This is a genomic window from Pseudomonas sp. Irchel s3b2 (genome assembly GCF_900187445.1).
In the GTDB taxonomy this organism is placed as follows: domain Bacteria; phylum Pseudomonadota; class Gammaproteobacteria; order Pseudomonadales; family Pseudomonadaceae; genus Aquipseudomonas.
In genome coordinates, this window is sequence record NZ_FYEB01000001.1 from 1,247,893 (window position 1) to 1,272,839 (window position 24,947).

Here is a 24,947-nt window from a genome sequence, read left to right on the forward strand (position 1 = left end):
AATACCTGACCGACCATTCCCAAAACGAACCGCCAGACTTGACAAGGCCAAGGCTGAAACGTATGTTTCAAACAAGTGTTTGTCAGGCGGAGTAGCCATGGCCCAGTCGGAAACCGTTGAACGCATTCTCGATGCTGCCGAGCAGTTGTTCGCGGAAAAAGGTTTTGCTGAAACCTCATTGCGTCTGATCACCAGCAAGGCCGGTGTCAATCTGGCGGCGGTGAATTATCACTTCGGGTCGAAGAAGGCGCTGATTCAGGCGGTCTTCTCGCGTTTTCTCGGGCCATTCTGCCTCAGTCTCGATAAAGAGCTGGAGCGCCGTCAGGCCAGGCCCGAGAACAAGCCAACCCTTGAAGAGCTGCTTGAGATCCTCGTCGAACAAGCCCTGGTGGTGCAGCCACGCAGCGGTAATGACTTGTCCATTTTCATGCGCTTGCTGGGACTGGCCTTCAGTCAGAGCCAAGGGCACTTGCGTCGTTATCTGGAAGATATGTACGGCAAGGTGTTCCGCCGCTACATGATGCTGGTCAACGAGGCCGCTCCGCGCATTCCCCCGATCGAACTGTTCTGGCGCGTGCACTTCATGCTCGGTGCCGCGGCGTTCAGCATGTCGGGGATCAAGGCCTTGCGTGCGATTGCCGAGACCGATTTCGGCGTCAACACCTCCATCGAACAAGTGATGCGTCTGATGGTGCCATTTCTGGCGGCTGGCATGCGCGCTGAAACCGGCGTTACCGACACCGCCATGGCTACCGCGCAGTTGCGTCCGCGCAGCAAATCGGCCCCGGTCGCCGCCAAGGTTTAACCGCACACGGGTGGGCGCGGCAGCTGACATCCGCTAAGCTAGCCGCCCATGCCGACTCTCGTTCTGAATCCGCCCCTCATTGATATCGCCGACCTGCCGGGCACAGCCCATGGCGGCGAATTCGTGCGAGCCGGGTTTATCGTAATCAAGGAATTTCTATGACTGCTGGCCTGCAAGGCTCGTTGATGGTGGACGTCGCCGGTACCTGGCTGACGTCTGAAGATCGCCAATTGTTGCGCCAGCCCGAAGTGGGCGGCCTGATCATTTTTGCCCGCAACATCGAGCATCCGCGTCAAGTGCGAGAGTTGAGCGCCGCGATCCGCGCCATTCGTCCCGATCTGCTGTTGGCGGTGGATCAGGAGGGCGGTCGGGTTCAGCGGCTGCGTCAGGGGTTCGTGCGGCTGCCAGCCATGCGTGCCATCGCCGATAACCCGAATGCCGAATACCTGGCCGAGCAATGTGGCTGGATCATGGCGACCGAAGTGCTGGCGGTCGGTCTCGACCTGAGCTTTGCCCCGGTGCTGGATCTGGATTATCAGCGCAGTGCGGTGGTCGGCACCCGTTCGTTCGAAGGTGATCCCGAGCGTGCAGCCTTGCTCGCCGGTGCTTTCATCCGCGGTATGAACAGCGCCGGCATGGCCGCCACCGGCAAGCATTTCCCCGGTCATGGCTGGGCCGAGGCCGATTCCCATGTCGCGATTCCCAACGACGAGCGCAGCCTCGACGAGATCCGCGCCAACGACCTGGTGCCATTCGCACGACTGAGCAAGCAACTGGCCGCCGTCATGCCGGCCCACGTTATTTATCCACAAGTCGATTCCCAGCCTGCAGGTTTCTCCCGTCGCTGGTTGCAGGACATTCTGCGCGGCGAGCTGCAGTTCGATGGCGTGATCTTCAGCGATGACCTGTCGATGGCCGGTGCCCACGTGGTTGGCGATGCCGCCAGTCGCATCGAAGCGGCATTGACTGCCGGTTGTGACATGGGTCTGGTGTGCAACGATCGCGCGGCTGCCGAGCTGGCCTTGAGCGCCGCCCAGCGTTTGAAGGTCAAACCTTCGGCGCGTATTGCGCGGATGCGCGGGCAGGCGTACGCCAGCACCGAATACCGTCAAGATCCACGCTGGCTGGCGGCCATCGGCGCGCTCAGAGAAGCTCAATTGATTGATTAAGGATTTTCCGTAATGACGGTTTACGCGATCATCGGTGGCACCGGCCTGACTCAACTCGAAGGCTTGAGCATTCGTCAGTCATTGGCGGTGGACACGCCTTATGGCGCGCCTTCGGCCGAGGTGCAGATCGGTGAGTATGCCGGCAAGGAAGTGCTGTTTCTCGCGCGTCATGGGCACCCACACCGTTTCCCGCCGCATCAGGTGAACTACCGCGCCAACCTGTGGGCCTTGAAGCAGGCCGGTGCCGAAGCGATTCTCGCGGTCAACGCAGTGGGCGGGATTCATACTGCGATGGGCACCGGGCATTTCTGCGTGCCACATCAATTGGTCGACTACACCAGCGGTCGCGAACACACCTATTTCGCCGATGACCTGGAACAGGTCACACACATCGACTTCAGCTATCCCTACAGCGAACCCTTGCGTCAGCAATTGATCGCGGCGTTGGCGGCTGAAGGCGTTGGCTACAGCAGCCATGGTGTGTACGCCTGTACCCAGGGCCCACGTCTGGAAACCGTCGCTGAAATTGCGCGGCTGGAACGTGACGGTTGCGACATCGTCGGCATGACCGGCATGCCGGAAGCAGCTTTGGCGCGTGAGTTGGAGCTGGATTACGCCTGTCTGGCGCTGGTAGTGAACCCGGCGGCGGGCAAGTCGACGGCGGTGATCACCATGGCCGAGATCGAGCAGGCGTTGCATGACGGGATGGGTAAGGTGAAGTCGACGTTGGCGCGGGTGTTGAGAGGTTGATAGATCGTTAAACCGAGTCGACCCCGTCGCGGGCAAGCCACGCTCCCACAGGTACAGTGATTTCCTGTAGGAGCGAGCGGGCGGCGATCCGACTTGCCCGCGAAGGCGATCTACCTATCGCCGCTACTTATCAATTTTCTCCGGCAGCGGCGCAAACAACGCTTCGATATCATCGCTCTGCAATTTCCAGTCCCCGGTCTGGCGCCCATCCAGCACGCCGGCGGCGAGGTCGGATTTTTCCTTCTGCAGATGCTGAATCTTCTCTTCCACCGTGCCCCTGGCAATCATCTTGTAGACGAACACCGGCTTCTCCTGACCAATGCGATAGGCGCGATCCGTCGCCTGATGTTCCGTCGCCGGGTTCCACCAGGGATCGTAGTGAATCACCGTATCCGCTTCGGTCAGGTTCAGTCCTACGCCACCAGCCTTCAGGCTGATCAGAAAGATCTGACGCGTGCCGCTCTGGAACTCCTTCACTGGCGTGCGTCGGTCGCGGGTTTGTCCGGTCAGGATCGCATACGCCACGCCACGCTTTTTCAGCTCATCCTCGATCAGCGACAGCATTGAGGTGAACTGCGAAAACAGCAGGATTCGCCGACCTTCCTCAAACAACTCTTCAAGCATTTCCATCAGACTATCGAGCTTGCCGGAGGTACTGCCGCGCGCGGGCAGGGCGGCGTCGTTGACCAGGCGCAAATCACAGCACACCTGACGCAGTTTCAGCAGCGCCTCAAGAATGATGATCTGGCTGCGCGCCACACCCTTGCGGGTGATTTCGTCGCGGACTTTTTTGTCCATGGCCAAGCGCATGGTTTCGTACACGTCGCGCTGGGCTTCGTTGAGTTCGACCCAATGGATGATCTCGGTTTTCGGTGGCAGTTCGGTGGCCACCTGTTCCTTGGTCCTGCGCAGCAGGAACGGTTTGATCCGACCATTGAGGTGCTGAAGTCTTACTTCGCTGGCACGTTTTTCTATCGGCACGCGGTAATCGCGATTGAAGCTTTTCACGTCACCGAGCCAGCCAGGCAGCAGGAAGTGGAACAGCGACCACAGCTCGCCCAGATGGTTTTCCAGCGGCGTGCCGCTCAGACACAGGCGCTGGCGAGCATTCAGCTCACGGGCTGCATGGGCGGCCTTGCTATTGGGGTTCTTGATGTACTGCGCTTCATCCAGCACCAGTACATGAAACGGTTGCACGGCCAGGCGCTCGACGTCCTTGGGCAGCAGCGCATAGGTGGTCAGAATCAGGTCGTAATCGGCCAGGTGCTCGAAATGCTTTTTGCGACTGGCACCGTACAGCGCCAGCACTTTGAGCTGCGGCGTGAAGTGCGCGGCTTCGTCGAGCCAGTTGGGGATCAGGCTGGTGGGCATGACCACCATGCACGGCCGATCAAGGCGCCCGGCGTTCTTCTCGCTGAGAATGTGCGCCAGGGTCTGTAGGGTTTTGCCCAGACCCATGTCGTCCGCGAGAATCCCGCCGACTTCCAGTTGCCGCAACGACTGCATCCAACTCAGTCCTTCCAGCTGATACGGGCGCAAGGTGGCATTCAAGCCTTCGGGCGCAGCGGCGGTGTGGTCCTTTATGTCGCGCAGGCGCTGGGCAAGGGTGCGGATCTGCTCGCCACCTTCCCAAAGCAATGGCAGACCTTCCAGCGGATTCAATCGTGTGGCGTCGGCCTTGCTCAGGCGCAGTGTGGTTTCGCCGGGCTCTTGCAGATAAAACTCGCCGAGGGTGGCCAATACCGGTTTCAAGCGGCCGAAGGGCAGGGCGACCTGCAACGGACCTTGGTCGGTACTGCGGCGTTGCGGAATGTTCACCAGGATCAGCTCGTCGTCGCGACGTCGAGCGAGGCGTTCCGGGTTGAGGATTTCGGTGTGGGAGCGCATCAGGTTCAACAGGATCGGCAACAGGCTCAGCCGTTCGCCGTTGACGATGATCCCCAATTCCAGATCGAACCAGTCGCGCTCCGGTGCCTGCTCGACAGTGGCGTACCAGTCATCGACGGCGGTCAGGTCGAAGCCGAAATCTTCGTCGATCTGTAACTCCCAGCCCTGGGTGCGCAGCTTCGGCAGCTCGTTGAGGGTGAAGGTCAGCCAGGCGCTGTCGTTGACCATCTCGTAGAGTTCGCCGGCACTTTCCGGCAGGGCCTTGCTTTGTCGGGTGGCGATCTTGAAACCGAGGATTCGTAACTGTTCCCTGTAGGCCTGTTCGACTTCCGGGTGACGCTTTACCCGCAACGTCTGCGTCTCTTGGCGAATCAGGATGTCAGTGTTTTTCTGTCCGCTGACGTATTCATCCAGATAGCTGAAGGACAGCGCCGCGCGATGCTGGATGTACCGCTGCATCTTGCCGTTGCGCGGTTCGAAGGCACTGAACTCAATGCTCGCCAGCCACAGGCGCGGCACCGGTTGCACGTTGTCCACCAGGACTTGCGGCGGCGCTTTCGGGCTGCGATTTTCCAGCACAGCCTGAAGCTTTTCCAGTAACTCGGCATCTTGCGCGGCAGCGGGATAGGTCAGGGTTTCCTGGACCTTCAGCAGTACCGCTGCGCAATGTTTACAGTTGCTGCGCACCGGGCAGGTGCAGGTGGCATCGACCATCAGCAATGTAGCTTTGGCTGACTCGCGCAGGCGAATGGTCTGACGGTAAACGTTACCGCCGGACCCTTCGCATGCAGCGGTGATGGTGGCATCGCCGACTTCGACGATCCTGACGCGGTTCTCCAGCGCGTAGCGACGGCCACGCTCCAGGCTCTGTTCCTTGAATCGGCTGACCCAGGATGTTGCCAGGGGTTTGCTCAGGGTCGCGGAGGACATAAGGGCTTCAATCAGTCCGGAATTACATCGGGGACTGGCCGAGGCGCAGGGGCGGTCGGCGAGGTGATCTTGATCAGCAGACCCAGGTGGCCGTTGTCGAGGAAGTTCAGTTGGCCGTTCTTGGTGTGGCTTTCCTGCTTCAGGCGTTCGCTGGCGGTGACCAGGCCGTTGGCATCGATCTGGTTGACCCAGAAATCGGCGTCGACATCGGTAAAGCGCCCCAGCTTCAGACTCAGTGTGCCCTCGATCGGGAACTGACCGAATTGTTCTTTACCCTCGCTGATCGCCACTTTGCTGGCTTCTTCACCCAGGTTCTGTTGCCAGGCCTTGTGCAGCAACACCGTGTATTCGTTGCTGGCGGTGAGTTTTTCCACTTCGGGATTAAGGCTTGGCGTGCGAAAGCTGTCGGGGCTGATGCGTTGGGCGCCGGCATCCCAGTCTTCCGGCGCGGCGCGGCTGACGATGGCGGGCACAGCGTTTTGCCGTACCAGAATCATTTCAACCTGATATAGATCGTCGGCAAATGCCGTGGGGGCGACCAGCGTCGTGATTAACATCGTCAACAAGGTCAGTGAGCGAAACAGGCGCATGCGGCGTCCTTCAAGCAGTGGTCGGAATGAGGCGCTCGAACAGCGCCTCTACGGTATTAAAACGCTCTTCCGGGCGCTCCATTGGCACCTGGAATTTAAACATCGTGGCGCCTTCGAATTTGTAGCGTTTGGGCTGGCTCTGGATCAATTTGATCAGCGTCAGCGGGTCGACCGGGGTCTGGGCCGCGAATTCGATTCGACCGCCTTGCGGGCCGCCGTCGACTTTCTTGATGCCCAGTTGTTCGGCCTGCAATTTCAGCGCCGTGATCCGCACCAGATTCTTGGTCGGCTCAGGCAGCAGGCCGAAACGGTCGATCATCTCCACTTGCAGGTCTTTGAGGCCTTCCTCATCGGTGGCTGAGGCAATGCGTTTGTAGAGAATCAATCGAGCATGAACATCTGGCAGATAGTCCTCGGGAATCAATGCCGGTACACGCAGATTGACTTCGGGACCGCCGCCCAGCGGCTGATCGAGGTTCGGCTGTTCGCCCTTGCGGATCGACTTCACCGCGCGCTCGAGCATTTCCATGTATAGCGTGAAACCGACGGCCTGGATCTGCCCGCTCTGACCGTCGCCCAGCAGTTCGCCGGCGCCACGGATTTCCAGGTCGTTGGTGGCGAGTACGAAGCCCGCGCCGAGGTCCTGGGTATTGGCGATCGCTTCCAGACGCTTTTCCGCGTCGGGAGTGATTTGCTGGCGCGGCGGTGTCAGCAGGTAAGCATACGCCTGGTGGTGACTGCGACCGACGCGGCCACGCAATTGGTGCAGCTGCGCCAGACCGAACTTGTCGGCGCGCTCGATGATGATGGTGTTGGCGCTCGGCACGTCAATGCCGGTCTCGATGATGGTCGAGGCGATCAGCACGTTGAAGCGCTTGTGGTAGAAGTCGCTCATCACTTGTTCGAGATCGCGTTCACGCATCTGCCCATGGCCGATGCCGATCCGCGCTTCCGGCACCAGTTCGGCGAGGTCGGCGGCGCATTTCTCGATGGTCTTCACGTCGTTGTGCAGGTAGTAGACCTGACCGCCACGCAGCAACTCACGCAGCAGGGCTTCTTTGACCGTGCTCTTGTTCTGCTCCATGACGAAGGTCCGTACCGACAGGCGGCGGGCCGGCGGCGTGGCGATGATCGACAGGTCGCGCATGCCCGATACCGCCATGTTCAGCGTGCGTGGAATCGGTGTGGCGGTCAGCGTCAGGATGTCGACTTCACTGCGCAGTGCTTTGAGCTGTTCTTTCTGACGGACACCGAAACGGTGCTCTTCGTCGATGATCACCAGCCCGAGGTTTTTGATCTTCACGTCGTCTTGCAGCAGCTTGTGCGTGCCGATAACGATGTCGATCTTGCCTTCGGCCAGGTCCGCGACTGCGGTGTTGACTTCCTTGGCTGACTTGAACCGGCTCATCACTTCCACGCTCACCGGCCAGTCGGCGAAGCGGTCGCGAAAACTGTTGTAGTGTTGCTGGGCGAGCAGGGTGGTCGGCACCAGAATCGCCACCTGACGACCGCCATGCACCGCGATGAACGCCGCGCGCATCGCTACTTCGGTCTTGCCGAAACCGACGTCGCCGCAGACCAGGCGATCCATCGGTTTCGGTGCGAGCATGTCTTCGCGCACCGCTTCGATGGTGGTCTGCTGGTCCGGGGTTTCTTCGAACGGGAAACCGGCGCTGAACGTCGCGTAATCGGCTTTCGGATCGGCGAAGGCATAGCCCTCGCGAGCGGCGCGACGGGCATAGATGTCGAGCAACTCGGCGGCCACGTCGCGCACCTGTTCGGCGGCTTTGCGTTTGGCTTTCTGCCAGGTCTCGGAGCCGAGGCGGTGCAGTGGCGCCAAGGCATCGTCGCTGCCGGTGTAACGAGCGATCAAGTGCAGGTTGGCTACCGGGACGTACAGCTTGGCGTTTTCGGCATATTCAAGGGTCAGGAATTCGGCGGCTTGATTATCGATTTCCAGGATCGTCAGCCCCAGATAACGGCCGACACCATGATCGATGTGCACAACCGGTGCGCCTTCGCGCAGCTCGGTGAGGTTTTTGATCACTGCATCGTTGTTGGCGTCGGCGCGTTTCTCGCGGCGGCGGCGCTGCATCACGCGCTGACCAAACAACGGGCTTTCAGCGACCAGGGCCAAGGCTGGATCGTCCAGCAACAGACCTTCGTCGAGCGGCGCGATAGTGATCGCCAAGCGCTCCTTGCTCGCAACAAAGTCTGGCCAGCTGTCGACGGTTTTCGGCCGCAGCTTCAGGCGTTCCAGCAATTCCAGCAGCACTTCACGACGGCCCGCGGACTCGGCGGTGAACAGCACGCGGCCAGGGAACTCGTCGAGGAAGCCCGCCAGCGCCGCCAACGGCTGAGTGGCCTTGGCTTCGATGGCCAGGTTCGGCAGCGGCTGAGCCGGGAAGCGCTCGCGACCGACACCGGTTTCCACGTCCTGTTGACTGGCAACCACACGGGGCCAGCTCTTCAGGCGGGCAAAGCAATCTTCCACGGGCAAGAACAGCTCGGCCGGTGGCAATAAAGGACGGGATGGATCGACGCGACGCTCTTCATAGCGATTGCGTACGTCGTTCCAGAAATTCTCCGCGGCCTGTTCGATTCCAGGCAGGGAAAACACTTGAGTGTCCTGGGGCAGGTAATCGAACAGGGTGGAGGTTTCGTCGAAGAACAACGGCAAGTAGTACTCGATACCCGCCGGTGTAATCCCGCTGCTCAAGTCCTGAAAGATCGGGCAGCGGCGGAAGTCGACATCGAAACGCTCACGGAAGCGCGCCTTGAAACGGGTGACCGCGTCCTTTTGCAGCGGGAATTCCCGCGCCGGCAGCAGGCGGACGGTGTCCACCTTGTCGATGGAGCGCTGGTTTTCCGGATCGAAGGTACGCAGGGTCTCGATTTCATCATCGAACAGGTCGATGCGGAAGGGCAGTTTGCTGCCCATCGGGAACAGATCGATCAGCGAACCGCGTACGGTGAATTCGCCGTGCTCATAGACTGTATCGACGTAACGATAGCCGCTGGCTTCAAGCCGGCTGCGCATTTGCTCGACATCGAGCTTCTGGCCGACGTCCAGCACCAGGCTGCTGCCGAGCAGAAACTTGGTCGGCGCCAAACGGTGCAGAGCCGTGGTGATCGGCACGACCAGCACCCCATGCGCCAGCTCCGGCAGCCGATACAGGCTGGAGATGCGCTGGGAGATGATGTCCTGGTGTGGCGAGAACAGGTCGTAGGGCAGGGTTTCCCAGTCGGGGAAATGCAGAACAGGCAAATCCGGGGCGAAGAAACTCAGCTCCTGTTCCAGCCGTTCGGCACTCTGGCTGTCGGCGGTCAGTAGCAGGGTAAAGCGCTTGGCAGCGCTGGCGGCCTCGGCTATGGCCAGGCTCAGGGCGGCACCGGGCAGGTTGCCCCAGTGCTGTTTACCTGCCGCGGCAGGGAGAAGCGGTAGACGCAGAACGGGCACGGAAGGTTGAGCTCCAAGCGTTGCGACAAAGTCGACAATTGTAACGGCCTCAGGTGCCGGCTGTCAGTTGCAGACTGTGTCTATATGCACAGGTTGGGTGAAATGTAGTGGTTATGACAAAAAATGGCGGTTTGATACTGAAAATGTAGTGCCGAAACCGGTCAGTGTTTCGGAGGGTTACGGACACGGTTGCGTTATCGTCGAAAAATTGACTGTGCTGAAAGCCCCGGTTTTACTGGGCTGGAGCGGAGCGTAATTTTTTTTGAACGGGATTTTGTTACTGCTTGTGCGACAAGCGCGCATTGCTACGGGAGGCACTCGGCGGCATAATGTAGCCCCTTTTTTCTGCCCCTACATGTGGAAGGTTCCCGTGACTCAGAAGCCCGACCAGTGTCTTGGTGAATGGATCGACCGTGAAGCACTCGCAGAAGCGATGATTCCGCTTATCGGTCAGCTCTACCGCAATAACAACGTGGTGAGCTCGATCTATGGCCGCAGTCTGATCAACCAGTCTGTCATCGCGATTCTCAAAGCTCACCGCTTTGCTCGCCATCGCCAGTCCGATGACAGCGAATTGTCCGTCCACGAAACATTCCCGCTGCTCAAGGCAATGAGCGAGCTCAAGCTCGGCGCTGCTTCGGTAGATCTGGGCAAGCTGGCTGTCAAATTCAAAGCCGAAGGTAATGGCCGTACCGCCGAAGCGTTCGTCCGTGACGAACTGGCCGATGTGGTCGGCAAGCAGAATGGTTCCGGCCGTACTGGCACCGACGTTGTCCTGTATGGCTTCGGTCGTATCGGTCGCCTGCTGGCGCGCATCCTGATCGAGAAAACCGGTGGTGGCGACGGCCTGCGTCTGCGCGCCATCGTTGTCCGCAAGGGCGCCGAGAACGATCTGGTCAAACGTGCCAGCCTGCTGCGTCGCGACTCGGTGCACGGTTCGTTCAATGGCACCATCACCATTGATGAAGCCAATAACACCATCACCGCCAACGGCAACCTGATCCAGGTTATCTACGCGAAGAACCCGACTGAGGTGGACTACACCCAGTACGGCATCAAAAACGCGCTGCTGGTGGACAACACCGGTGTATGGCGTGACGCCGACGGCCTGGGCCAGCACCTGGCATGCCCGGGTATCGACCGCGTTGTTCTGACCGCGCCTGGCAAAGGCAAGCTGAAGAACATCGTTCACGGCATCAACCACGGTGAAATCACTGCTGACGACAAGATCGTTTCCGCCGCTTCCTGCACCACCAACGCCATCGTGCCGGTGCTGAAAGCTGTGAATGACAAGTTCGGCATCATCAACGGTCACGTCGAAACCGTTCACTCGTACACCAACGACCAGAACCTGATCGACAACTTCCACAAAGGCGATCGCCGTGGCCGTAGCGCAGCGCTGAACATGGTCATCACCGAGACTGGTGCTGCCACCGCTGCTGCCAAGGCGCTGCCTGAGCTGGCCGGCAAGCTGACCGGTAACGCGATCCGCGTTCCGACGCCGAACGTGTCGATGGCCATTCTCAACCTGAACCTTGAGAAAGCCGCCACCCGTGAAGAGATGAACGAGTATCTGCGCTACATGGCGCTGCACTCCGATCTGCACAAGCAAATCGACTACGTCAATTCGCAGGAAGTGGTTTCCACCGACTTCGTTGGCTCGCGCCACGCAGGCGTTGTGGACGCTGAAGCGACCATCGTTCAGGACAATCGCGTTGTTCTGTACGTTTGGTACGACAACGAGTTCGGCTACAGCTGCCAGGTAGTTCGCGTGATGGAAGACATGGCCGGTGTAAACCCGCCAGCATTCCCGCGCTAAGCCTTAGCCGAACATGAAAACGCCCCGACTTTGTTCGGGGCGTTTTTGTTTGTGGGGTGATCCTTGTAGGGGCGGGCTTGCCCGCGAAGACGGCAGTACAGTCAACATTGATGTCGCCTGACACACCGCTTTCGCGGGCAAGCCCGCTCCTACAGAGGTGGTGCATAATGGCCGTTTTGTTGGTTTCAGGGAGGGCGAGATTTGTTGAGATGGCGGCTGTGCGGCCTCGTGGTTCTGATAGGCGCCTTATCCGGTTGCGGCAACGGCGATTCGATGGAAAGCTTCGGCGGTCCCACCATGGGCAGCAGTTATTCGATCAAATACCTGCGCCACGCCGATCTTCCCGCCCCGGCAGACGTCCGCGTCCAGGTTGAAAAAGTCCTCGCTGAAGTCGATCAGCAAATGTCGACCTATCGTAGCGACTCCGATATCCAACGGTTCAACGTTCTCCCCGCCAATCATTGTCAGAAAATGCCCGCGCCGATCCTCGAATTGGTCCGCGTCGGCGAGCGATTGTCCTCGCTGAGTGAAGGTTCCTTCGACTTGACGGTAGAGCCGCTGCTCAACCTCTGGGGATTCGGTCCGCAGGCGCGTGAAGAAAAAGTTCCGAGCGCCGAAGCGCTCGCTGAGGTGCAGAGGCGCGTTGGTCACACCCACTTGAGTATCGACGGTGATCAATTGTGCAAGGACGCTGCGGTTGAGGTCGACTTCAACAGCATCGCTGCCGGTTACGCGGTCGACACGATTGCCGCAAGGCTCGAAGCGCTAGGCATCCGCAACTACCTCACTGAAGTGACTGGCGAACTCAAGGCCGCCGGCAAAAAGCTCGACGGCTCACCGTGGCGCATTGCTCTGGAAGAACCCCGCGATGACCAACAAGTGGCCAAGCGGATCATCGCCATCGACGGCTACGGCATGTCCACCTCCGGCGACTACCGCAATTATTTTCAACAGAACGGCCAGCGCTATTCCCACACCTTCGATGCCCGCACCGGAGCGCCGGTCCTACACACACTGGCATCAGTCACCGTGATTCATCCTTCAGCATTAATGGCCGATGGCCTATCGACGCTGCTGCTGATTCTCGGTCCTGAACGGGGTTGGGACTATGCCGAAGCGCATGGCATTGGTGCATTTTTTGTGATGCGTGCCGATACAGGTTTTGACGTCCGCACCACTCAGGCTTTTGAGCGCCTGGCCGCGGAGAAAACCAAGTGATTGCGGCATCAAAAGCATTTTTGATGGCGTTGTAGTGCAGGCAAAACTAGCCTACGACGCGACCAAGGGTTAATGTGCCCGGCGTTGACGCTTCTATAGACTGTGTCCGGGTTCTGCACTGGCCCCAAATTGTTCCTTCACGCCGCAGATCGGCGTGATTTAGCCGCAGGTGCCGAGGGCACCGCGGCCTGTTCTGAGGAGTATGCATGGCTGTCTACAACTACGACGTGGTGGTGTTGGGTTCCGGCCCGGCGGGAGAAGGCGCGGCAATGAATGCCGCCAAAGCAGGACGCAAGGTGGCGATGGTCGATAGTCGTCGCCAGGTCGGCGGCAACTGCACCCACCTGGGCACCATCCCGTCCAAGGCCTTGCGTCACTCGGTCCGGCAGATCATGCAGTTCAACACCAACCCGATGTTCCGGGCCATTGGTGAGCCGCGCTGGTTTTCGTTCCCGGACGTTTTGAAAAGCGCCGAAAAAGTCATCTCCAAACAAGTCGCTTCGCGCACCGGCTACTACGCTCGTAACCGCGTCGACGTGTTCTTCGGCACCGGCAGCTTCGCCGACGAGCAAACCATCGAAGTGGTCTGCGCCAACGGCGTGGTTGAAAAACTGGTGGCCAAGCACATCATCATTGCCACCGGTTCGCGCCCTTATCGCCCGGCGGACATCGATTTCCATCACCCGCGTATCTACGATAGCGACACCATCCTCAGTCTCGGCCACACCCCGCGCAAACTCATCGTTTACGGCGCTGGCGTGATCGGTTGCGAATACGCCTCGATCTTCAGTGGTCTGGGGGTGCTGGTTGAGCTGGTGGATAACCGCGGTCAGTTGCTGAGCTTCCTCGACTCGGAAATTTCCCAGGCCCTGAGTTACCACTTCAGCAACAACAACATCACGGTTCGCCACAACGAAGACTACGACCGCGTCGAGGGCGTGGACAACGGTGTGATCCTGCACCTGAAGTCCGGCAAGAAGATCAAGGCCGATGCCTTGCTCTGGTGCAACGGCCGTACCGGCAACACCGATCAGCTGGGTCTGGAAAATATTGGCGTGAAGGTCAACAGTCGTGGCCAGATCGAAGTCGATGAAAACTACCGTACCTGCGTGCCGAATATTTATGGCGCCGGTGACGTGATCGGCTGGCCGAGCCTGGCCAGTGCCGCCCACGACCAGGGCCGTTCGGCCGCTGGCAGCATTGTCGACAATGGCAGCTGGCGCTTCGTCAACGACGTGCCAACCGGCATCTACACCATTCCGGAGATCAGCTCGATTGGCAAGAACGAGCAGGAGCTGACTCAGGCCAAGGTGCCGTACGAAGTGGGCAAGGCGTTCTTCAAGGGCATGGCGCGTGCGCAGATCGCTGGCGAGCCGCAAGGCATGCTGAAGATCCTGTTCCACCGCGAGACACTGGAAGTGCTGGGCGTTCACTGCTTCGGTTATCAGGCGTCGGAGATCGTGCACATTGGTCAGGCGATCATGAACCAGCCGGGCGAACTGAACACGCTGAAGTACTTCGTCAACACGACGTTCAACTACCCGACCATGGCCGAAGCCTATCGGGTAGCGGCATACGATGGCCTCAACCGGCTTTTTTGAGCGGCTCCGGCCGGTGGCCTGAGCCGGTCGGGGAGACCGATTTCAGCAATTCTCGAGCGTGGCGATGGCCAAACCGGGAAAGTCTGTAATCAGGCTGTCAACGCCGAAGTCGGCGAGTCTGCGCATCAGCGCGGGCTCGTTGACTGTCCATACCGACACATGCAGCCCCTGACGCTGCGCCTTCTGCAGGCGTTCCGGCGTACACAGGGTCCAGTTCAGCGCCAGAATCTCACAGCCATAGTTTTGCGCGACCTTCAACGGGTCGAGCCAGGCGTACTCGGCCACCAATCCGCGAGACACGTCCGGCACCAGGTCCAGCGCGGCTTTCAATACTTCGCGTGAACTCGACGTAATCGTGATCTTGTCCCGCATACCGAAACGCTGCGCCATTTCGCGAATCGCCAATACGGTGGTCGCGGCGCGGGTGCGTGAAGCGCTTTTGACTTCCAGCTGCCAGTGCTCGAAATCGCATTTCTCGAACAGTTCCTCCAGCGTTGGGATCGGGCAGGGTTTGATCCAGCCCGGGCCGCCTTTGCGTGCGTCGTAGGTCACCAATTCCGCAGTCGTGTGTTCGACCACTTTGCCGCGCCGGTCAGTGGTGCGTTTGAGGGTCGGGTCGTGGATCACCATCAACTCGCCGTCCCTGGACAGGTGCAAGTCCAGTTCGCAACGGCGTACGCCGTGCTTGAGGCATTCCTGAAAGCTGGTCAGGGTGTTTTCCGGTGCTTCGCCCTTGGCGCCGCGATGGCCGTAGATGAGAGTCACGGTTCTTCCTTAAATTAAATGCCTGATTCGTTTTGTTCGCGCGCCAGGCGTCGTTCTTGTGCCTGTCGCTGCAAGATGTAACGGGCCAGCAATTGCCGCTGGGCATCGGACAGGTATTCGAACTCGGTGCCAATGTCGTAGCCGTCGCCCTTGCGGTCGCAATGGGTGACACGGGCTCGCAGCAACAGGCCAAGGGCTTGCGGCATCAGCACCAGTTTCACCGACAGGTGCGCGCCGGTGGCGATGGGCGTCGGATACTGAAAATCGATGCCCCCTTCGGAGATGATCACTGGCTGCGGCTCGCCGATCTGTCCAGGCACCGTCAGGGCGACCACCTGACTCAGCAGATCGATGCGTTTGTTCTGGGATTTCAGGAACGCGGCAATGGTCCGGTCGCGTTCGCTGATCTGGCGTAGCAGGTGTTGCGACTCGAATTCGCTCAGGTGCAGTTCGCTAAGCAGGTTGAACAGCGGGGAAGCATCCTGCAACACTTCCTGGCCTGCGGCTTCGGGAGCGGACAGGGGCCGAATTTCCAGTGCGATCGTGTCCTCGATACGGTAGTATTCGCGGCGATCTTCTTCATCTAATGTCGACATGGCGAACCCATGGTAGCGGCGGTGGTCTGAGTGTAAAGCTGGTTATCGACCCCCGCCACAAGGACGTTCCTTTTCCCTCCGAACAAGCCCCGACATGTTCAGACCTCTCTTCGTATTTATTGGCACGCGTTATACCCGTGCAAAGCGTCGCAATCATTTTGTGTCGTTCATTTCCCTGACCTCGATGATCGGACTCGCCCTCGGCGTGGTCGTGATGATTGTCGTGCTGTCGGTCATGAACGGCTTCGATCATGAGATGCGCACCCGCGTGCTGGGCATGGTGCCCCACGCGACCATCGAGTCCGGTGAGCCGATCAGCGACTGGCAAAGCCTGGCCGCCAAGGTCAAGCAGAACCCGCAGGTGACGGCGGTTGCGCCCTTCGTTCAGATGCAGGGCCTGCTGACCAACAACGGCAAGGTCTCCAAAGTGCTGCTCAATGCCATCGACCCGGTGCAGGAACGGCAGGTGTCGATCATTGATAACTTCATGCAGCAGGGCAAACTCGACGACCTGGCGCCGGGCAGTTTCGGCATCGTCATCGGCGACAAAGCCGCGGCCAAGCTCGGCGTGGCGGTCGGTGACAAGCTGACGTTTGTCGCGCCGGAAGTCACGGTGACCCCGGCCGGGATGTTCCCGCGGATGAAACGCTTTACCGTGGTCGGCATCTTCCATGTCGGCGCCGGTGAAATCGACGGGTATCTGGGCATCACCAACCTGCAGGATCTGGCAAAGCTGCATCGCTGGAAGCCGGATCAGGTCCAGGGCCTGCGCTTGAAGTTCGACGACTTGTTCCAGGCGCCACGCGTCGCGTGGACCATCGCCCAGCAGCTCGGCGAAGATCAGTATTACGCCCGCGACTGGACCCGCACCCACGGCAATCTGTATCAGGCGATCCGCATGGAAAAAGCCATGATCGGCTTGTTATTGCTGCTGATTGTCGCTGTTGCGGCGTTCAACATCATTTCCACGCTGGTGATGGTGGTGAACGACAAGAAGGGCGACATCGCGATCCTGCGCACCCTCGGCGCCACGCCGGGTTCGATCATGGCGACGTTCATGGTCCAGGGCACGGTCATTGGCGTGGTCGGGACGCTGATCGGCGCCGTGGTCGGGATCTTCGCCGCGTTGAACGTCAGCGCCGCGATTTCGGCCCTTGAAGGGCTGATCGGCCACAAATTCCTGAACGCCGACGTGTATTTCATCGATTACCTGCCGTCGCAAGTGCAGAGCCAGGACGTGTTGATGGTCTGCGCCGCCGCGTTGGTCCTGAGTTTCCTCGCCACCCTGTATCCAGCCTGGCGTGCCGCGCGCACCCAGCCTGCGGAGGCGCTACGTTATGAGTGAGTCGGGCATGAGTGATAAAGCAATCTTGAGCTGCCGCAACCTGGGCAAATCCTACGTGGAAGGCCCGGAATCGGTAGAGGTTCTGGCCGGTCTGCAGCTGGAGCTGCATCCGGGTGAGCGCGTGGCGATCGTCGGTACCTCGGGTTCGGGCAAAAGTACCTTGCTCAACCTGCTGGGCGGCCTCGATACGCCGACCAAGGGCAGTGTCTGGCTGGCCGGTGAAGAACTCTCGGCATTGAACGAAAAGGCCCGTGGCCTGCTGCGCAATCGGTCGCTGGGTTTCGTTTACCAGTTCCATCACTTGCTGCCTGAGTTCACCGCGCTGGAAAACGTCTGCATGCCGTTGCTGATCGGTAAAACCGCGATCCCGGAAGCGCGTCAGCGTGCGACGGCGTTGCTGGAGCGGGTAGGGCTGGGCCATCGTCTGGAGCACAAACCGGCGGAATTGTCCGGTGGTGAACGCCAGCGTGTGGCCATTGCCCGCGCCCTGGTGAACAAGCCAGGCCTGGTGATGCTCGACGAGCCGACCGGCAACCTCGACTCGCACACTGCCCAAGGCATTCAGGATTTGATGCTGGAACTCAGCACCTCGATGCGCACCGCGTTCCTGGTGGTGACCCACGACATGAACCTGGCTCGCCAGATGGATCGCGTCCTGCATTTGCAGGAAGGTTACCTGACACCCATCTGATTGACCGAAACCCGGCGTACTGAACAGTGCGTCGGGTCTTTTATTTTTATACGGTGCCCCAGCGAATGTTCAGACCGTTATCGATCTTTATCGGCACGCGCTATACCCGCGCCAAGCGCCGCAATCGCTTTGTATCCTTCATCTCGATGACCTCGATGATCGGCCTCGCCCTGGGCGTGCTGGCGATGATCGTGGTGCTGTCGGTGATGAACGGCTTCCAGCGCGAAATGAGCTCGCGCATCCTCGGCATGGTGCCCCACGCGACCATCGTCGGCGTGAACCCTATCGATGATTGGCAGCCGGTGGCCGCCGCGGCGATGAAAAATCCTGAAGTCACCGCCGCCGTGCCGTTCACCGAGATGGAAGGCATGCTGTCTTACAAGGGCACGATGCAGCCGATCCAGGTCAGCGGTGTCGACCCGGCGCTGGAAGGCAAAGTCTCGATTGTTGCCAAGCACATTGTTCAGGGACGTCTCGATGCCTTGAAGCCAGGCGAGTTTGGCGTGGTGATCGGTGAGATCACTGCGCGGCGCTTTCGCTTGAATGTCGGCGACAAGATCACCCTGATCGTGCCGGAAATCAGCACCGCACCGGGCGGGATTACCCCGCGCATGCAGCGGCTGAACGTGGTGGGCGTGTTCAAGGTGGGCGCCGAGCTGGACGGTTCGATGGCGCTGATCCACCTCGCCGATGCTGCGCAAATGCAACACTGGCAGCCGAATCAGGTGCAGAGCGTGCGCCTGGCGGTGAAGGACCTGTACGCAGCGCCGCAGGTGTCGAGCGACATCGCGACAGGCCTGGGCGCCGCTTACAAGGCTGACGACTGGACCCACACCCAGGGCAGTCTGTTCAGCGCGATGAAGATGGAAAAAACCATGATCGGTCTGCTTTTGCTGATGATCGTCGCTGTGGCGGCGTTCAACATCATCGCCACCCTGATCATGGTGGTGAACGACAAGGGCGCGGACATCGCGATCCTGCGCACCATCGGCGCGACGCCTCGGCAGATCATGGCGATTTTCATGGTTCAGGGCACGGTGATCGGGGTTGTCGGTACTTTGATTGGCGGCGTGCTTGGCGTGATCGCAGCGTTGAACGTCAGTGAGCTGGTGAGCTGGATGGAGCGGGTCAGCGGGCAACACATCTTCAGTTCCGATGTGTACTTTGTCAGTAACCTGCCATCGGAACTGCAGGGGGCGGATGTGTTGTTGATCTGTTCCGCCGGTTTCATCATGAGCTTTTTGGCGACGGTGTATCCGGCGTGGCGGGCGGCGAAAGTCGAGCCGGCTACGGCGTTGCGGTATTCGTAAGTCACCGATGATCGTTCCCACGCTCCGCGTGGGAGTGCCTCAACGGACGCTCTGCGTTCGGCTCTTGATGTGACGCAGAGCGTCACTGGCTGCATTCCCACGCAGAGCGTGGGAACGATCAGGTTCGTGGCAACTCAATCACAAACCGCGTCCATCCGTTATCCGATTCGCAACGAATCTGCCCACCATGGGCGCAGATGATCGACTGGGTGATCGCCAATCCCAACCCCGCATGCTCACTGCTGCCTTCACGACGCGCCGGGTCTGCCCGGTAGAAACGGTCAAACAAGCGCGGTAACAAGTCTTCAGAAATCCCTTCACCATTGTTTTCAACGGTCAGGCTCAAGCCAGTCGGCTGCTCGACAATCTTCACCCGCACCTCGCCACCGACCGGGGTAAACCGCAGCGCATTGTCGAGCAAATTGGACAGCGCGCGACGCAACATACTGCGGTCGCCCTGCATACTCGCGCTGCCGTCACGACTCAACTTCACCTGGGCGTCCTCGGCCAGCGGTGCAAAGAACTCCAGCAGCGCATCGGCTTCTTCGGCCAGTTCCAGCGGTTCGCGTTTGGGCATCAGCAAGCCGTGGTCAGCCTTGGCCAGGTACAACATGTCGTTGACCAGTTGCGCCATCCATTGCAGTTCTTCGAGGTTGCTGTGCAGCGCTTCACGGTAATCCTCAATGGGGCGAGGGCGGGTGAGGGTGACCTGGGTGTGGGTCAGCAGGTTCGACAGCGGTGTGCGCAGTTCATGGGCGATGTCGGCAGAGAAGGCCGAGAGACGCTGAAAAGAGTCGTCGAGGCGTCCGAGCATGGCGTTGAAGCTGTGGGCCATTTCCGCGAGTTCCGGCGGCATGTCGGCTTCCGGCAGGCGGGCGTTGAGCGATTGCGCCGAAACACCGCTGGCGACTGCACTCATGCGCCGCAGCGGGCGCAAACCACTGCGCGCTGCCCAGGCGCCGAGCAGGGCGGTGGCCAGGGCCGACAAACCGACCGTCAGCCAAATCAGATGCTGCATGCGTTGCAGAAAGTGTTGGTGATGGGTGATGTCCAGCAGCAAAGTCAGTTGCGGTGAATCGGGTTTATCGAGGAATAGCGGTGCATTCAGGACGCGATAGTCGGTGCCGTCGTCGCTCATCGTCGACAGGCCCGGCTGGCGCGGCAAGTCTTTGGGTAAACGGGCTGAGCTGTCGTACAAATGTTGTCCGTCGCTGCCGATGATGCGCAGCGAAAGATCGGCTTGTCGGCCCAATTCATTGGTCAATCGGGCCTCGGCTTCGCTGGGCTGAATGTCCTCCAGCGCCCGGCGCACACCCATCAGTTTGCCGTTGAGCAACTGTTGGTCCAATTCGACAAAGTGCGCCTCGCTCGCGCGGCTGAACAACACGCCGGCAATCAACGACACCACGGCGGTGCAGGCCGCAAACAGCAGCGCCAGACGGCTGCTCAAAGACAGTCGGCGCATCAGGCAGGGCGCTCTTCAAGGACGTAGCCCATGCCGCGCACGGTGTGGATCAACTTGTTCGGGAAGTCATCGTCGATCTTCAGGCGCAAACGGCGGATCGCCACTTCGATAACATTGGTGTCGCTGTCGAAATTCATGTCCCACACCTGAGAAGCAATCAGCGACTTGGGTAGAACTTCGCCCTGACGCCGTAGGAGCATTTCCAGCAGGGCGAATTCCTTGGCGGTCAGGTCGATGCGATGACCGTTGCGCTCGACCCGGCGGCGGATTAAGTCCAGGCGCAAGTCAGCCAGTTGCAGGTTGGTTTCCTGAGGCGTGGTGCTGCCGCGACGCAACAGGCTACGAACCCGCGCGAGCAGTTCGGAGAAGGCGAACGGTTTGACCAGATAGTCGTCGGCACCCAGTTCCAGTCCGTGAACCCTGTCCTCCACCGCGTCTCGGGCTGTAAGAAACAGTACCGGTGTGTCCAGGCCGGCGCCGCGCACTGCTTGCAGAATCTGCCAGCCATCGCGGCCGGGCAGCATGACATCGAGGATCAACAAGGCATAATCGCCGCTCAACGCCAGTTGCTGGCCGGTACTGCCGTCAGCCACCAGTTCGGTGTTGAAACCGGCCTCGGTCAGGCCTTGGCGCAGGTAGTGGCCGGTTTTCGGTTGGTCTTCGACAATCAGCAGTTTCATGGGCGACTCGGGCAGTTGGAACGGGGGCGTTATACCGTGGGCGGCGGCGATAAAGGTCAATCTGACAAAGTTGTAATCTGCCTGTCAGGTGGCCGGCAGAGCCCGCGGGTTAGAGTTTCCCACAAGCTGAACCTCATCTTGTTGGAGTACGACTATGTTTTTGCGAAAGCGTCTGGTGTTGGCCGCTTGCTTGCTGACACTGAGTGTAGGGCTAGAGGCCTCGCCGGTGCAGTCCTACGACTTCGGTCAATCGGCCTCGGCCGCCCGGGCTACTCGTAGCGTTGAAGTGGTAATGGGCGATATGTCGTTCAATCCGAAAGCCATCGAGATCAAGGCCGGTGAGACCGTTCGCTTTGTGCTAGTGAATAAAGGCCAGTTGCTGCACGAATTCAACCTGGGTGACGCGGCGATGCATGCCCGGCACCAGCAGGAAATGCTCCAGATGCAGCAAAGCGGCATGCTAATGCCTACAGGCATGAAGACCATGGACCACGGCTCAATGGCCGGAATGGGGCATTCCTCCGGAGGGCATGGGATGAAACACGATGACCCGAACAGTGTGTTGGTGGAACCGGGTAAAACCGCCGAGCTGACCTGGACCTTCACCAAGGCCACCCACCTGGAATTTGCCTGCAATGTTCCCGGCCACTATCAGGCCGGTATGGTCGGCAAACTGACAGTCAGTCAGTAAGCACTCAAAGGCGGGAGCAAAGGCTGGTAGAATCCGCTGATTCTTTAGTCAGGTTTCCGCCATGCATCCCGCAGCCGAACATTCGCCGCTGGGCAAATCCAGCGAATACATCGCCACCTACACGCCGTCCTTGCTGTTCCCGATCCCGCGTACCGCGAAATGGGCCGAGCTGGGCCTGACGGCTGAAACCCTGCCGTACAAGGGTGTGGACTTCTGGAACTGCTTCGAACTGTCGTGGCTGTTGCCATCCGGCAAGCCTGTGGTGGCGATTGGCGAATTCAGCATTCCGGCGGATTCGCCGAACATCATCGAATCGAAGTCGTTCAAGCTGTACCTCAACTCGCTGAACCAAACAGCGTTTGCCGATACCGCGAGCCTTGAAGCAACGCTGGCGAAAGACCTCTCGGCCGCTGCCGGTAAACCGGTGGGCGTGCGCATTCGCAGCCTGAAAGAGGTTGAAGCAGAAGGCGTCGTGGCGTTGCCGGGTGTGTGCATCGATGATCTGGACATCAGCGTCAGCAACTATGAGCACCCGCGCCCGGAATTGCTGCGGTGCGATGAGTCGCGCATTGTTGAAGAGTGCGTGCACAGCCATTTACTCAAGTCCAACTGCCCGGTCACCAGCCAGCCGGATTGGGGCAGCGTGGCGGTGGAGTACCGCGGCGCGGCGCTCGATCACGCCAGTTTGCTGGAATACATCGTGAGCTTCCGTCAGCACTCGGACTTCCATGAGCAGTGCGTGGAGCGGATTTTCCTCGACCTGCAACGGTTGCTGAAACCGGAGAAACTGACCGTGTATGCGCGCTATGTGCGTCGTGGCGGGTTAGACATCAACCCGTATCGCAGCACCGAAGAAGTACAACTGCCGAACCATCGCCTGGTCCGTCAGTAAGGCTGAAGTCAGGTACGGAACCTGTGGCGAGGGGGCTTGTCGGACCGCCGCATCGCCCCGTTCGGCTGCGAAGCAGTCGCAAATCATTGGGGGCCGCTACGCGCCCCAATGGGGGCAAGCCCCCTCGCCACAATAGATCCGTGCAGACATTAAAAAGCCCCGCTATCGATAGCGGGGCTTTTTTGTATTTGACGGATTCAAATCCCCATGTTGCCCAAGGCTTGCACGATGTTGCGCAAGGTGCCGGCAAGCGTGGGATGTTCGAGTTCGAAGCGCTCGACGGCCAGGTTCACATTGTCGGCGAGGTTGGTGTCCTGGGTTTTGGTTTCCAGTTCAAGTTCAAGTTCGATCTGTTCCATTAGCGCGTGCAGGTCGGCGCGCTCGGCTTCTGAAAGCGGTGGATTCTGTTCCAATTGCTCGCGCAGTTTGTTGAGCTGTTCTTGCAGTTCGCGGGCAGGCATGGCGTTCTTCCTTTTATCGATAGGCACTGGCATAGACCGCAGCGGCGCGCCAAAGGTCTATGGCTGACCTTTAGATTAATCCACTCCCGGGCAAACTGCATGATCTCGATCAGGGCTTTTCGCCCTTGAGCCGGCGCAGGCTGATATCGGCGAGGCAGGTGTCGAGTTCGCCCAGATGATCGATCACCGAATGCACGCCCAGGCCGAACAACTGCATTGTCGCCTTGCCGCGCAGGTGTTCCCGTTCCTTTTGACTCAAGGCCTGCCATTCGCTTGGCGCCAGACCGCACAGCGAGCCGCAGGACGCCAGGCCAATGGTCCACAGTCCGGCATTCAGGCCTGATTGCAGAAGGCGCGGTTCGCCGCTGACCAGCACGCAGCCGTCCAGACGATCGACATTCAACGCCATCAAGGCTTGCCAGCAGGCATTCGGGGCTGGCCATGGATTGATTGTTGCGGGGTGTTGCGAAGGTTTGATCCAGTTCGGGAGTGCCGTGGCCAGCGAGTGGCTGAGGGAAGGGGGCAGTTCATCAAGCCAGGCGCAAGGAATCTGTTGGTGCTGCAAACTGGACAGGCTATCCAAGGCGCCGGGCGTGACTTCGGCATGTTCGGCAGTCAATGTGCCGGATTGGCGAGTGCGTGCGCCGAAATCCACCAGACATCCACTGAGGCCGAACAGTACAGCGGTCAGGCTGGGTGCGATGAGAGGCGGGGTTTCGGCGCGTGGCATATCAACATCCTTGAAATAGTCGCAAGACTATTCGTGGACGGTGACAGTTGAGTGACACTGATGTGAAGCGCTCACAGTCAGGAGGAGTCAGCCGCAGGCCATCGCGCACGATGCTGCCTAAACCGGGTTTTCCGTCATATACTAGCGGCTTTTGCGACTGGGCCGAGCGCCCGCGTCAGTACAATCCAAGGAGTTTCTCTATGCGCTGGAGCAATCGACTCGCTCAGCTTTGTATGTGTGCCAGTGTATTGCTGGTTCCGTTTGCGGCTCAGGCTGCCACGGAAGAAGATCCTTGGGAAAGCATTAACCGCCCGATCTACAAACTCAACGATTTTATCGACACCTACGGGCTGAAGCCGTTGGCTCAGGGCTATCAGTTCGTCACGCCGCAGTTTCTGGAAGATGGCATCCACAACATGTTCCGCAACGTCGGCGATGTGACCAACCTCGCCAATGACGTGTTGCAGGTCAAGCCCGCCGCGGCTGGCGTCGACACCGCGCGTTTGATCTTCAACACCACCTTCGGCCTGCTGGGCTTTTTCGACGTGGGCACTCAGATGGGCCTGCATCGCAACGACGAAGACTTCGGCCAGACCCTCGGTTATTGGGGCGTGGGCAGCGGCCCATACCTGATGCTGCCGTTTCTGGGCCCAAGCACCCTGCGTGATGCGCCTTCCAAATATATCGACGGCTATACCGGCCCGTATCGCTACATCAACGATGTGCCGGTGCGTAATTCGATCTTCGGCCTGAACATCCTCGACACCCGCGCCAACCTGCTGTCGGCCGAGAAACTGATCAGCGGCGACAAATACACCTTCATTCGCAATGCATACCTGCAAAACCGCGAATTCAAGGTCAAGGACGGCCAGGTCGAAGACGATTTTTAAATCTCGACCGGTAAAGCGAAGAAGGCGGCCAATTGGCCGCCTTCTTTCGTTTGGTTTGCAGGTTGGATCGGTTTTTTTTCAATCACACCACCTCGGTATCGGCCTCAAGGCCTCTGTTTGGCTCATGGGCTCAATCCTTCCTTTGGGTTACGGTTTTGCCTGTTCTTATAACTCCCGGTGATTTGACAAGTAAAGTCGTCAA

21 protein-coding genes are annotated in these 24,947 nt (G+C 59.6%); 12 read left to right on the forward strand and 9 right to left on the reverse strand.

The window, feature by feature from the left end; all coding sequences use genetic code 11:
* Positions 1-97 precede the first annotated feature (97 nt).
* The 3 genes from CKW20_RS05825 (at position 98) to CKW20_RS05835 (ending at position 2,724) form a co-directional block, all read left to right on the forward strand.
* Positions 98-805, forward strand: coding sequence for a TetR/AcrR family transcriptional regulator (locus tag CKW20_RS05825; RefSeq protein WP_095052051.1), 708 nt, complete (start codon positions 98-100; stop codon positions 803-805).
* A gap of 158 nt (positions 806-963) precedes the next feature.
* Positions 964-1,974, forward strand: coding sequence for a beta-N-acetylhexosaminidase (gene nagZ, locus CKW20_RS05830; RefSeq protein WP_095052053.1), 1,011 nt, complete (start codon positions 964-966; stop codon positions 1,972-1,974).
* 12 nt (positions 1,975-1,986) lie between these two features.
* Positions 1,987-2,724 carry an S-methyl-5'-thioinosine phosphorylase gene (locus tag CKW20_RS05835; RefSeq protein WP_095052054.1) on the forward strand — a complete coding sequence of 246 codons (738 nt, stop codon included), beginning with the start codon at positions 1,987-1,989 and terminating at the stop codon, positions 2,722-2,724.
* A 123-nt stretch (positions 2,725-2,847) separates the two neighbouring features.
* On the opposite strand, the gene CKW20_RS05840 is transcribed toward CKW20_RS05835, so the two are convergent.
* Genes CKW20_RS05840 through mfd form a run of 3 tightly spaced genes read right to left on the reverse strand, consistent with a single transcriptional unit; the run spans position 2,848 to position 9,591 of the window.
* Positions 2,848-5,541: a DEAD/DEAH box helicase gene (locus CKW20_RS05840; RefSeq protein ID WP_095052056.1), complete on the reverse strand. Its 2,694-nt coding sequence runs from the start codon at positions 5,539-5,541 to the stop codon at positions 2,848-2,850.
* A gap of 11 nt (positions 5,542-5,552) precedes the next feature.
* Positions 5,553-6,131, reverse strand: coding sequence for a CsiV family protein (locus tag CKW20_RS05845; protein ID WP_095052057.1), 579 nt, complete (start codon positions 6,129-6,131; stop codon positions 5,553-5,555).
* 10 nt (positions 6,132-6,141) lie between these two features.
* A complete protein-coding gene (gene mfd / locus CKW20_RS05850; RefSeq protein ID WP_095052059.1) occupies positions 6,142-9,591 on the reverse strand; it encodes a transcription-repair coupling factor in 3,450 nt (1,149 codons plus the stop codon).
* A 355-nt stretch (positions 9,592-9,946) separates the two neighbouring features.
* Here mfd and CKW20_RS05855 point away from each other — a divergent pair, with 355 nt between their 5' ends.
* The 3 genes from CKW20_RS05855 (at position 9,947) to sthA (ending at position 14,229) form a co-directional block, all read left to right on the forward strand.
* Positions 9,947-11,410 carry a glyceraldehyde-3-phosphate dehydrogenase gene (locus CKW20_RS05855; RefSeq protein ID WP_095052060.1) on the forward strand — a complete coding sequence of 488 codons (1,464 nt, stop codon included), beginning with the start codon at positions 9,947-9,949 and terminating at the stop codon, positions 11,408-11,410.
* A gap of 273 nt (positions 11,411-11,683) precedes the next feature.
* Positions 11,684-12,628 carry an FAD:protein FMN transferase gene (locus CKW20_RS05860; protein ID WP_256585002.1) on the forward strand — a complete coding sequence of 315 codons (945 nt, stop codon included), beginning with the start codon at positions 11,684-11,686 and terminating at the stop codon, positions 12,626-12,628.
* Between the two features lie 206 nt (positions 12,629-12,834).
* Positions 12,835-14,229 carry a Si-specific NAD(P)(+) transhydrogenase gene (gene sthA / locus CKW20_RS05865; protein WP_095052062.1) on the forward strand — a complete coding sequence of 465 codons (1,395 nt, stop codon included), beginning with the start codon at positions 12,835-12,837 and terminating at the stop codon, positions 14,227-14,229.
* A 42-nt stretch (positions 14,230-14,271) separates the two neighbouring features.
* Here the strand turns inward: sthA and CKW20_RS05870 are convergent, their stop codons facing one another.
* Positions 14,272-14,994, reverse strand: coding sequence for a glycerophosphodiester phosphodiesterase family protein (locus tag CKW20_RS05870; protein ID WP_095052064.1), 723 nt, complete (start codon positions 14,992-14,994; stop codon positions 14,272-14,274).
* Positions 14,995-15,008: 14 nt separating this feature from the next.
* Positions 15,009-15,590, reverse strand: coding sequence for a PilZ domain-containing protein (locus CKW20_RS05875; RefSeq protein WP_095052066.1), 582 nt, complete (start codon positions 15,588-15,590; stop codon positions 15,009-15,011).
* 94 nt (positions 15,591-15,684) lie between these two features.
* Between CKW20_RS05875 and CKW20_RS05880 the strand changes: the two genes are divergently transcribed.
* The 3 genes from CKW20_RS05880 (at position 15,685) to CKW20_RS05890 (ending at position 18,936) form a co-directional block, all read left to right on the forward strand.
* Positions 15,685-16,935 carry a lipoprotein-releasing ABC transporter permease subunit gene (locus CKW20_RS05880; RefSeq protein WP_095052068.1) on the forward strand — a complete coding sequence of 417 codons (1,251 nt, stop codon included), beginning with the start codon at positions 15,685-15,687 and terminating at the stop codon, positions 16,933-16,935.
* A gap of 7 nt (positions 16,936-16,942) precedes the next feature.
* Complete coding sequence (lolD, locus tag CKW20_RS05885; protein ID WP_020700644.1) at positions 16,943-17,626, forward strand: lipoprotein-releasing ABC transporter ATP-binding protein LolD; 684 nt, start codon at positions 16,943-16,945, stop codon at positions 17,624-17,626.
* 65 nt (positions 17,627-17,691) lie between these two features.
* A complete protein-coding gene (locus CKW20_RS05890) occupies positions 17,692-18,936 on the forward strand; it encodes a lipoprotein-releasing ABC transporter permease subunit (RefSeq protein WP_095052069.1) in 1,245 nt (414 codons plus the stop codon).
* 118 nt (positions 18,937-19,054) lie between these two features.
* Here the strand turns inward: CKW20_RS05890 and CKW20_RS05895 are convergent, their stop codons facing one another.
* Both CKW20_RS05895 and CKW20_RS05900 read right to left on the reverse strand, forming a co-directional pair.
* Positions 19,055-20,401 carry a heavy metal sensor histidine kinase gene (locus CKW20_RS05895; protein ID WP_095052070.1) on the reverse strand — a complete coding sequence of 449 codons (1,347 nt, stop codon included), beginning with the start codon at positions 20,399-20,401 and terminating at the stop codon, positions 19,055-19,057.
* A complete protein-coding gene (locus CKW20_RS05900; protein ID WP_095052072.1) occupies positions 20,401-21,081 on the reverse strand; it encodes a heavy metal response regulator transcription factor in 681 nt (226 codons plus the stop codon). Before CKW20_RS05900 ends, CKW20_RS05895 begins: the two co-directional genes overlap by 1 nt.
* 154 nt (positions 21,082-21,235) lie before the next feature.
* Between CKW20_RS05900 and CKW20_RS05905 the strand changes: the two genes are divergently transcribed.
* The gene (locus tag CKW20_RS05905) at positions 21,236-21,772 is read left to right on the forward strand and encodes a plastocyanin/azurin family copper-binding protein (RefSeq protein ID WP_095052074.1); all 537 of its coding nucleotides are present in this window, start codon (positions 21,236-21,238) and stop codon (positions 21,770-21,772) included.
* A gap of 61 nt (positions 21,773-21,833) precedes the next feature.
* Positions 21,834-22,664, forward strand: coding sequence for an NADPH-dependent 7-cyano-7-deazaguanine reductase QueF (gene queF, locus CKW20_RS05910; RefSeq protein WP_095052076.1), 831 nt, complete (start codon positions 21,834-21,836; stop codon positions 22,662-22,664).
* Between the two features lie 197 nt (positions 22,665-22,861).
* On the opposite strand, the gene CKW20_RS05915 is transcribed toward queF, so the two are convergent.
* Both CKW20_RS05915 and CKW20_RS05920 read right to left on the reverse strand, forming a co-directional pair.
* On the reverse strand, positions 22,862-23,125 hold the full coding sequence (locus CKW20_RS05915) for a DUF4404 family protein (protein WP_095052077.1): 264 nt from the start codon (positions 23,123-23,125) through the stop codon (positions 22,862-22,864).
* A 109-nt stretch (positions 23,126-23,234) separates the two neighbouring features.
* Positions 23,235-23,855 carry a phosphatase gene (locus tag CKW20_RS05920; protein ID WP_095052079.1) on the reverse strand — a complete coding sequence of 207 codons (621 nt, stop codon included), beginning with the start codon at positions 23,853-23,855 and terminating at the stop codon, positions 23,235-23,237.
* Positions 23,856-24,055: 200 nt separating this feature from the next.
* Between CKW20_RS05920 and CKW20_RS05925 the strand changes: the two genes are divergently transcribed.
* Positions 24,056-24,745, forward strand: a complete 690-nt coding sequence (locus tag CKW20_RS05925; protein ID WP_095052081.1) for a VacJ family lipoprotein — start codon at positions 24,056-24,058, stop codon at positions 24,743-24,745.
* Positions 24,746-24,947 lie beyond the last annotated feature (202 nt).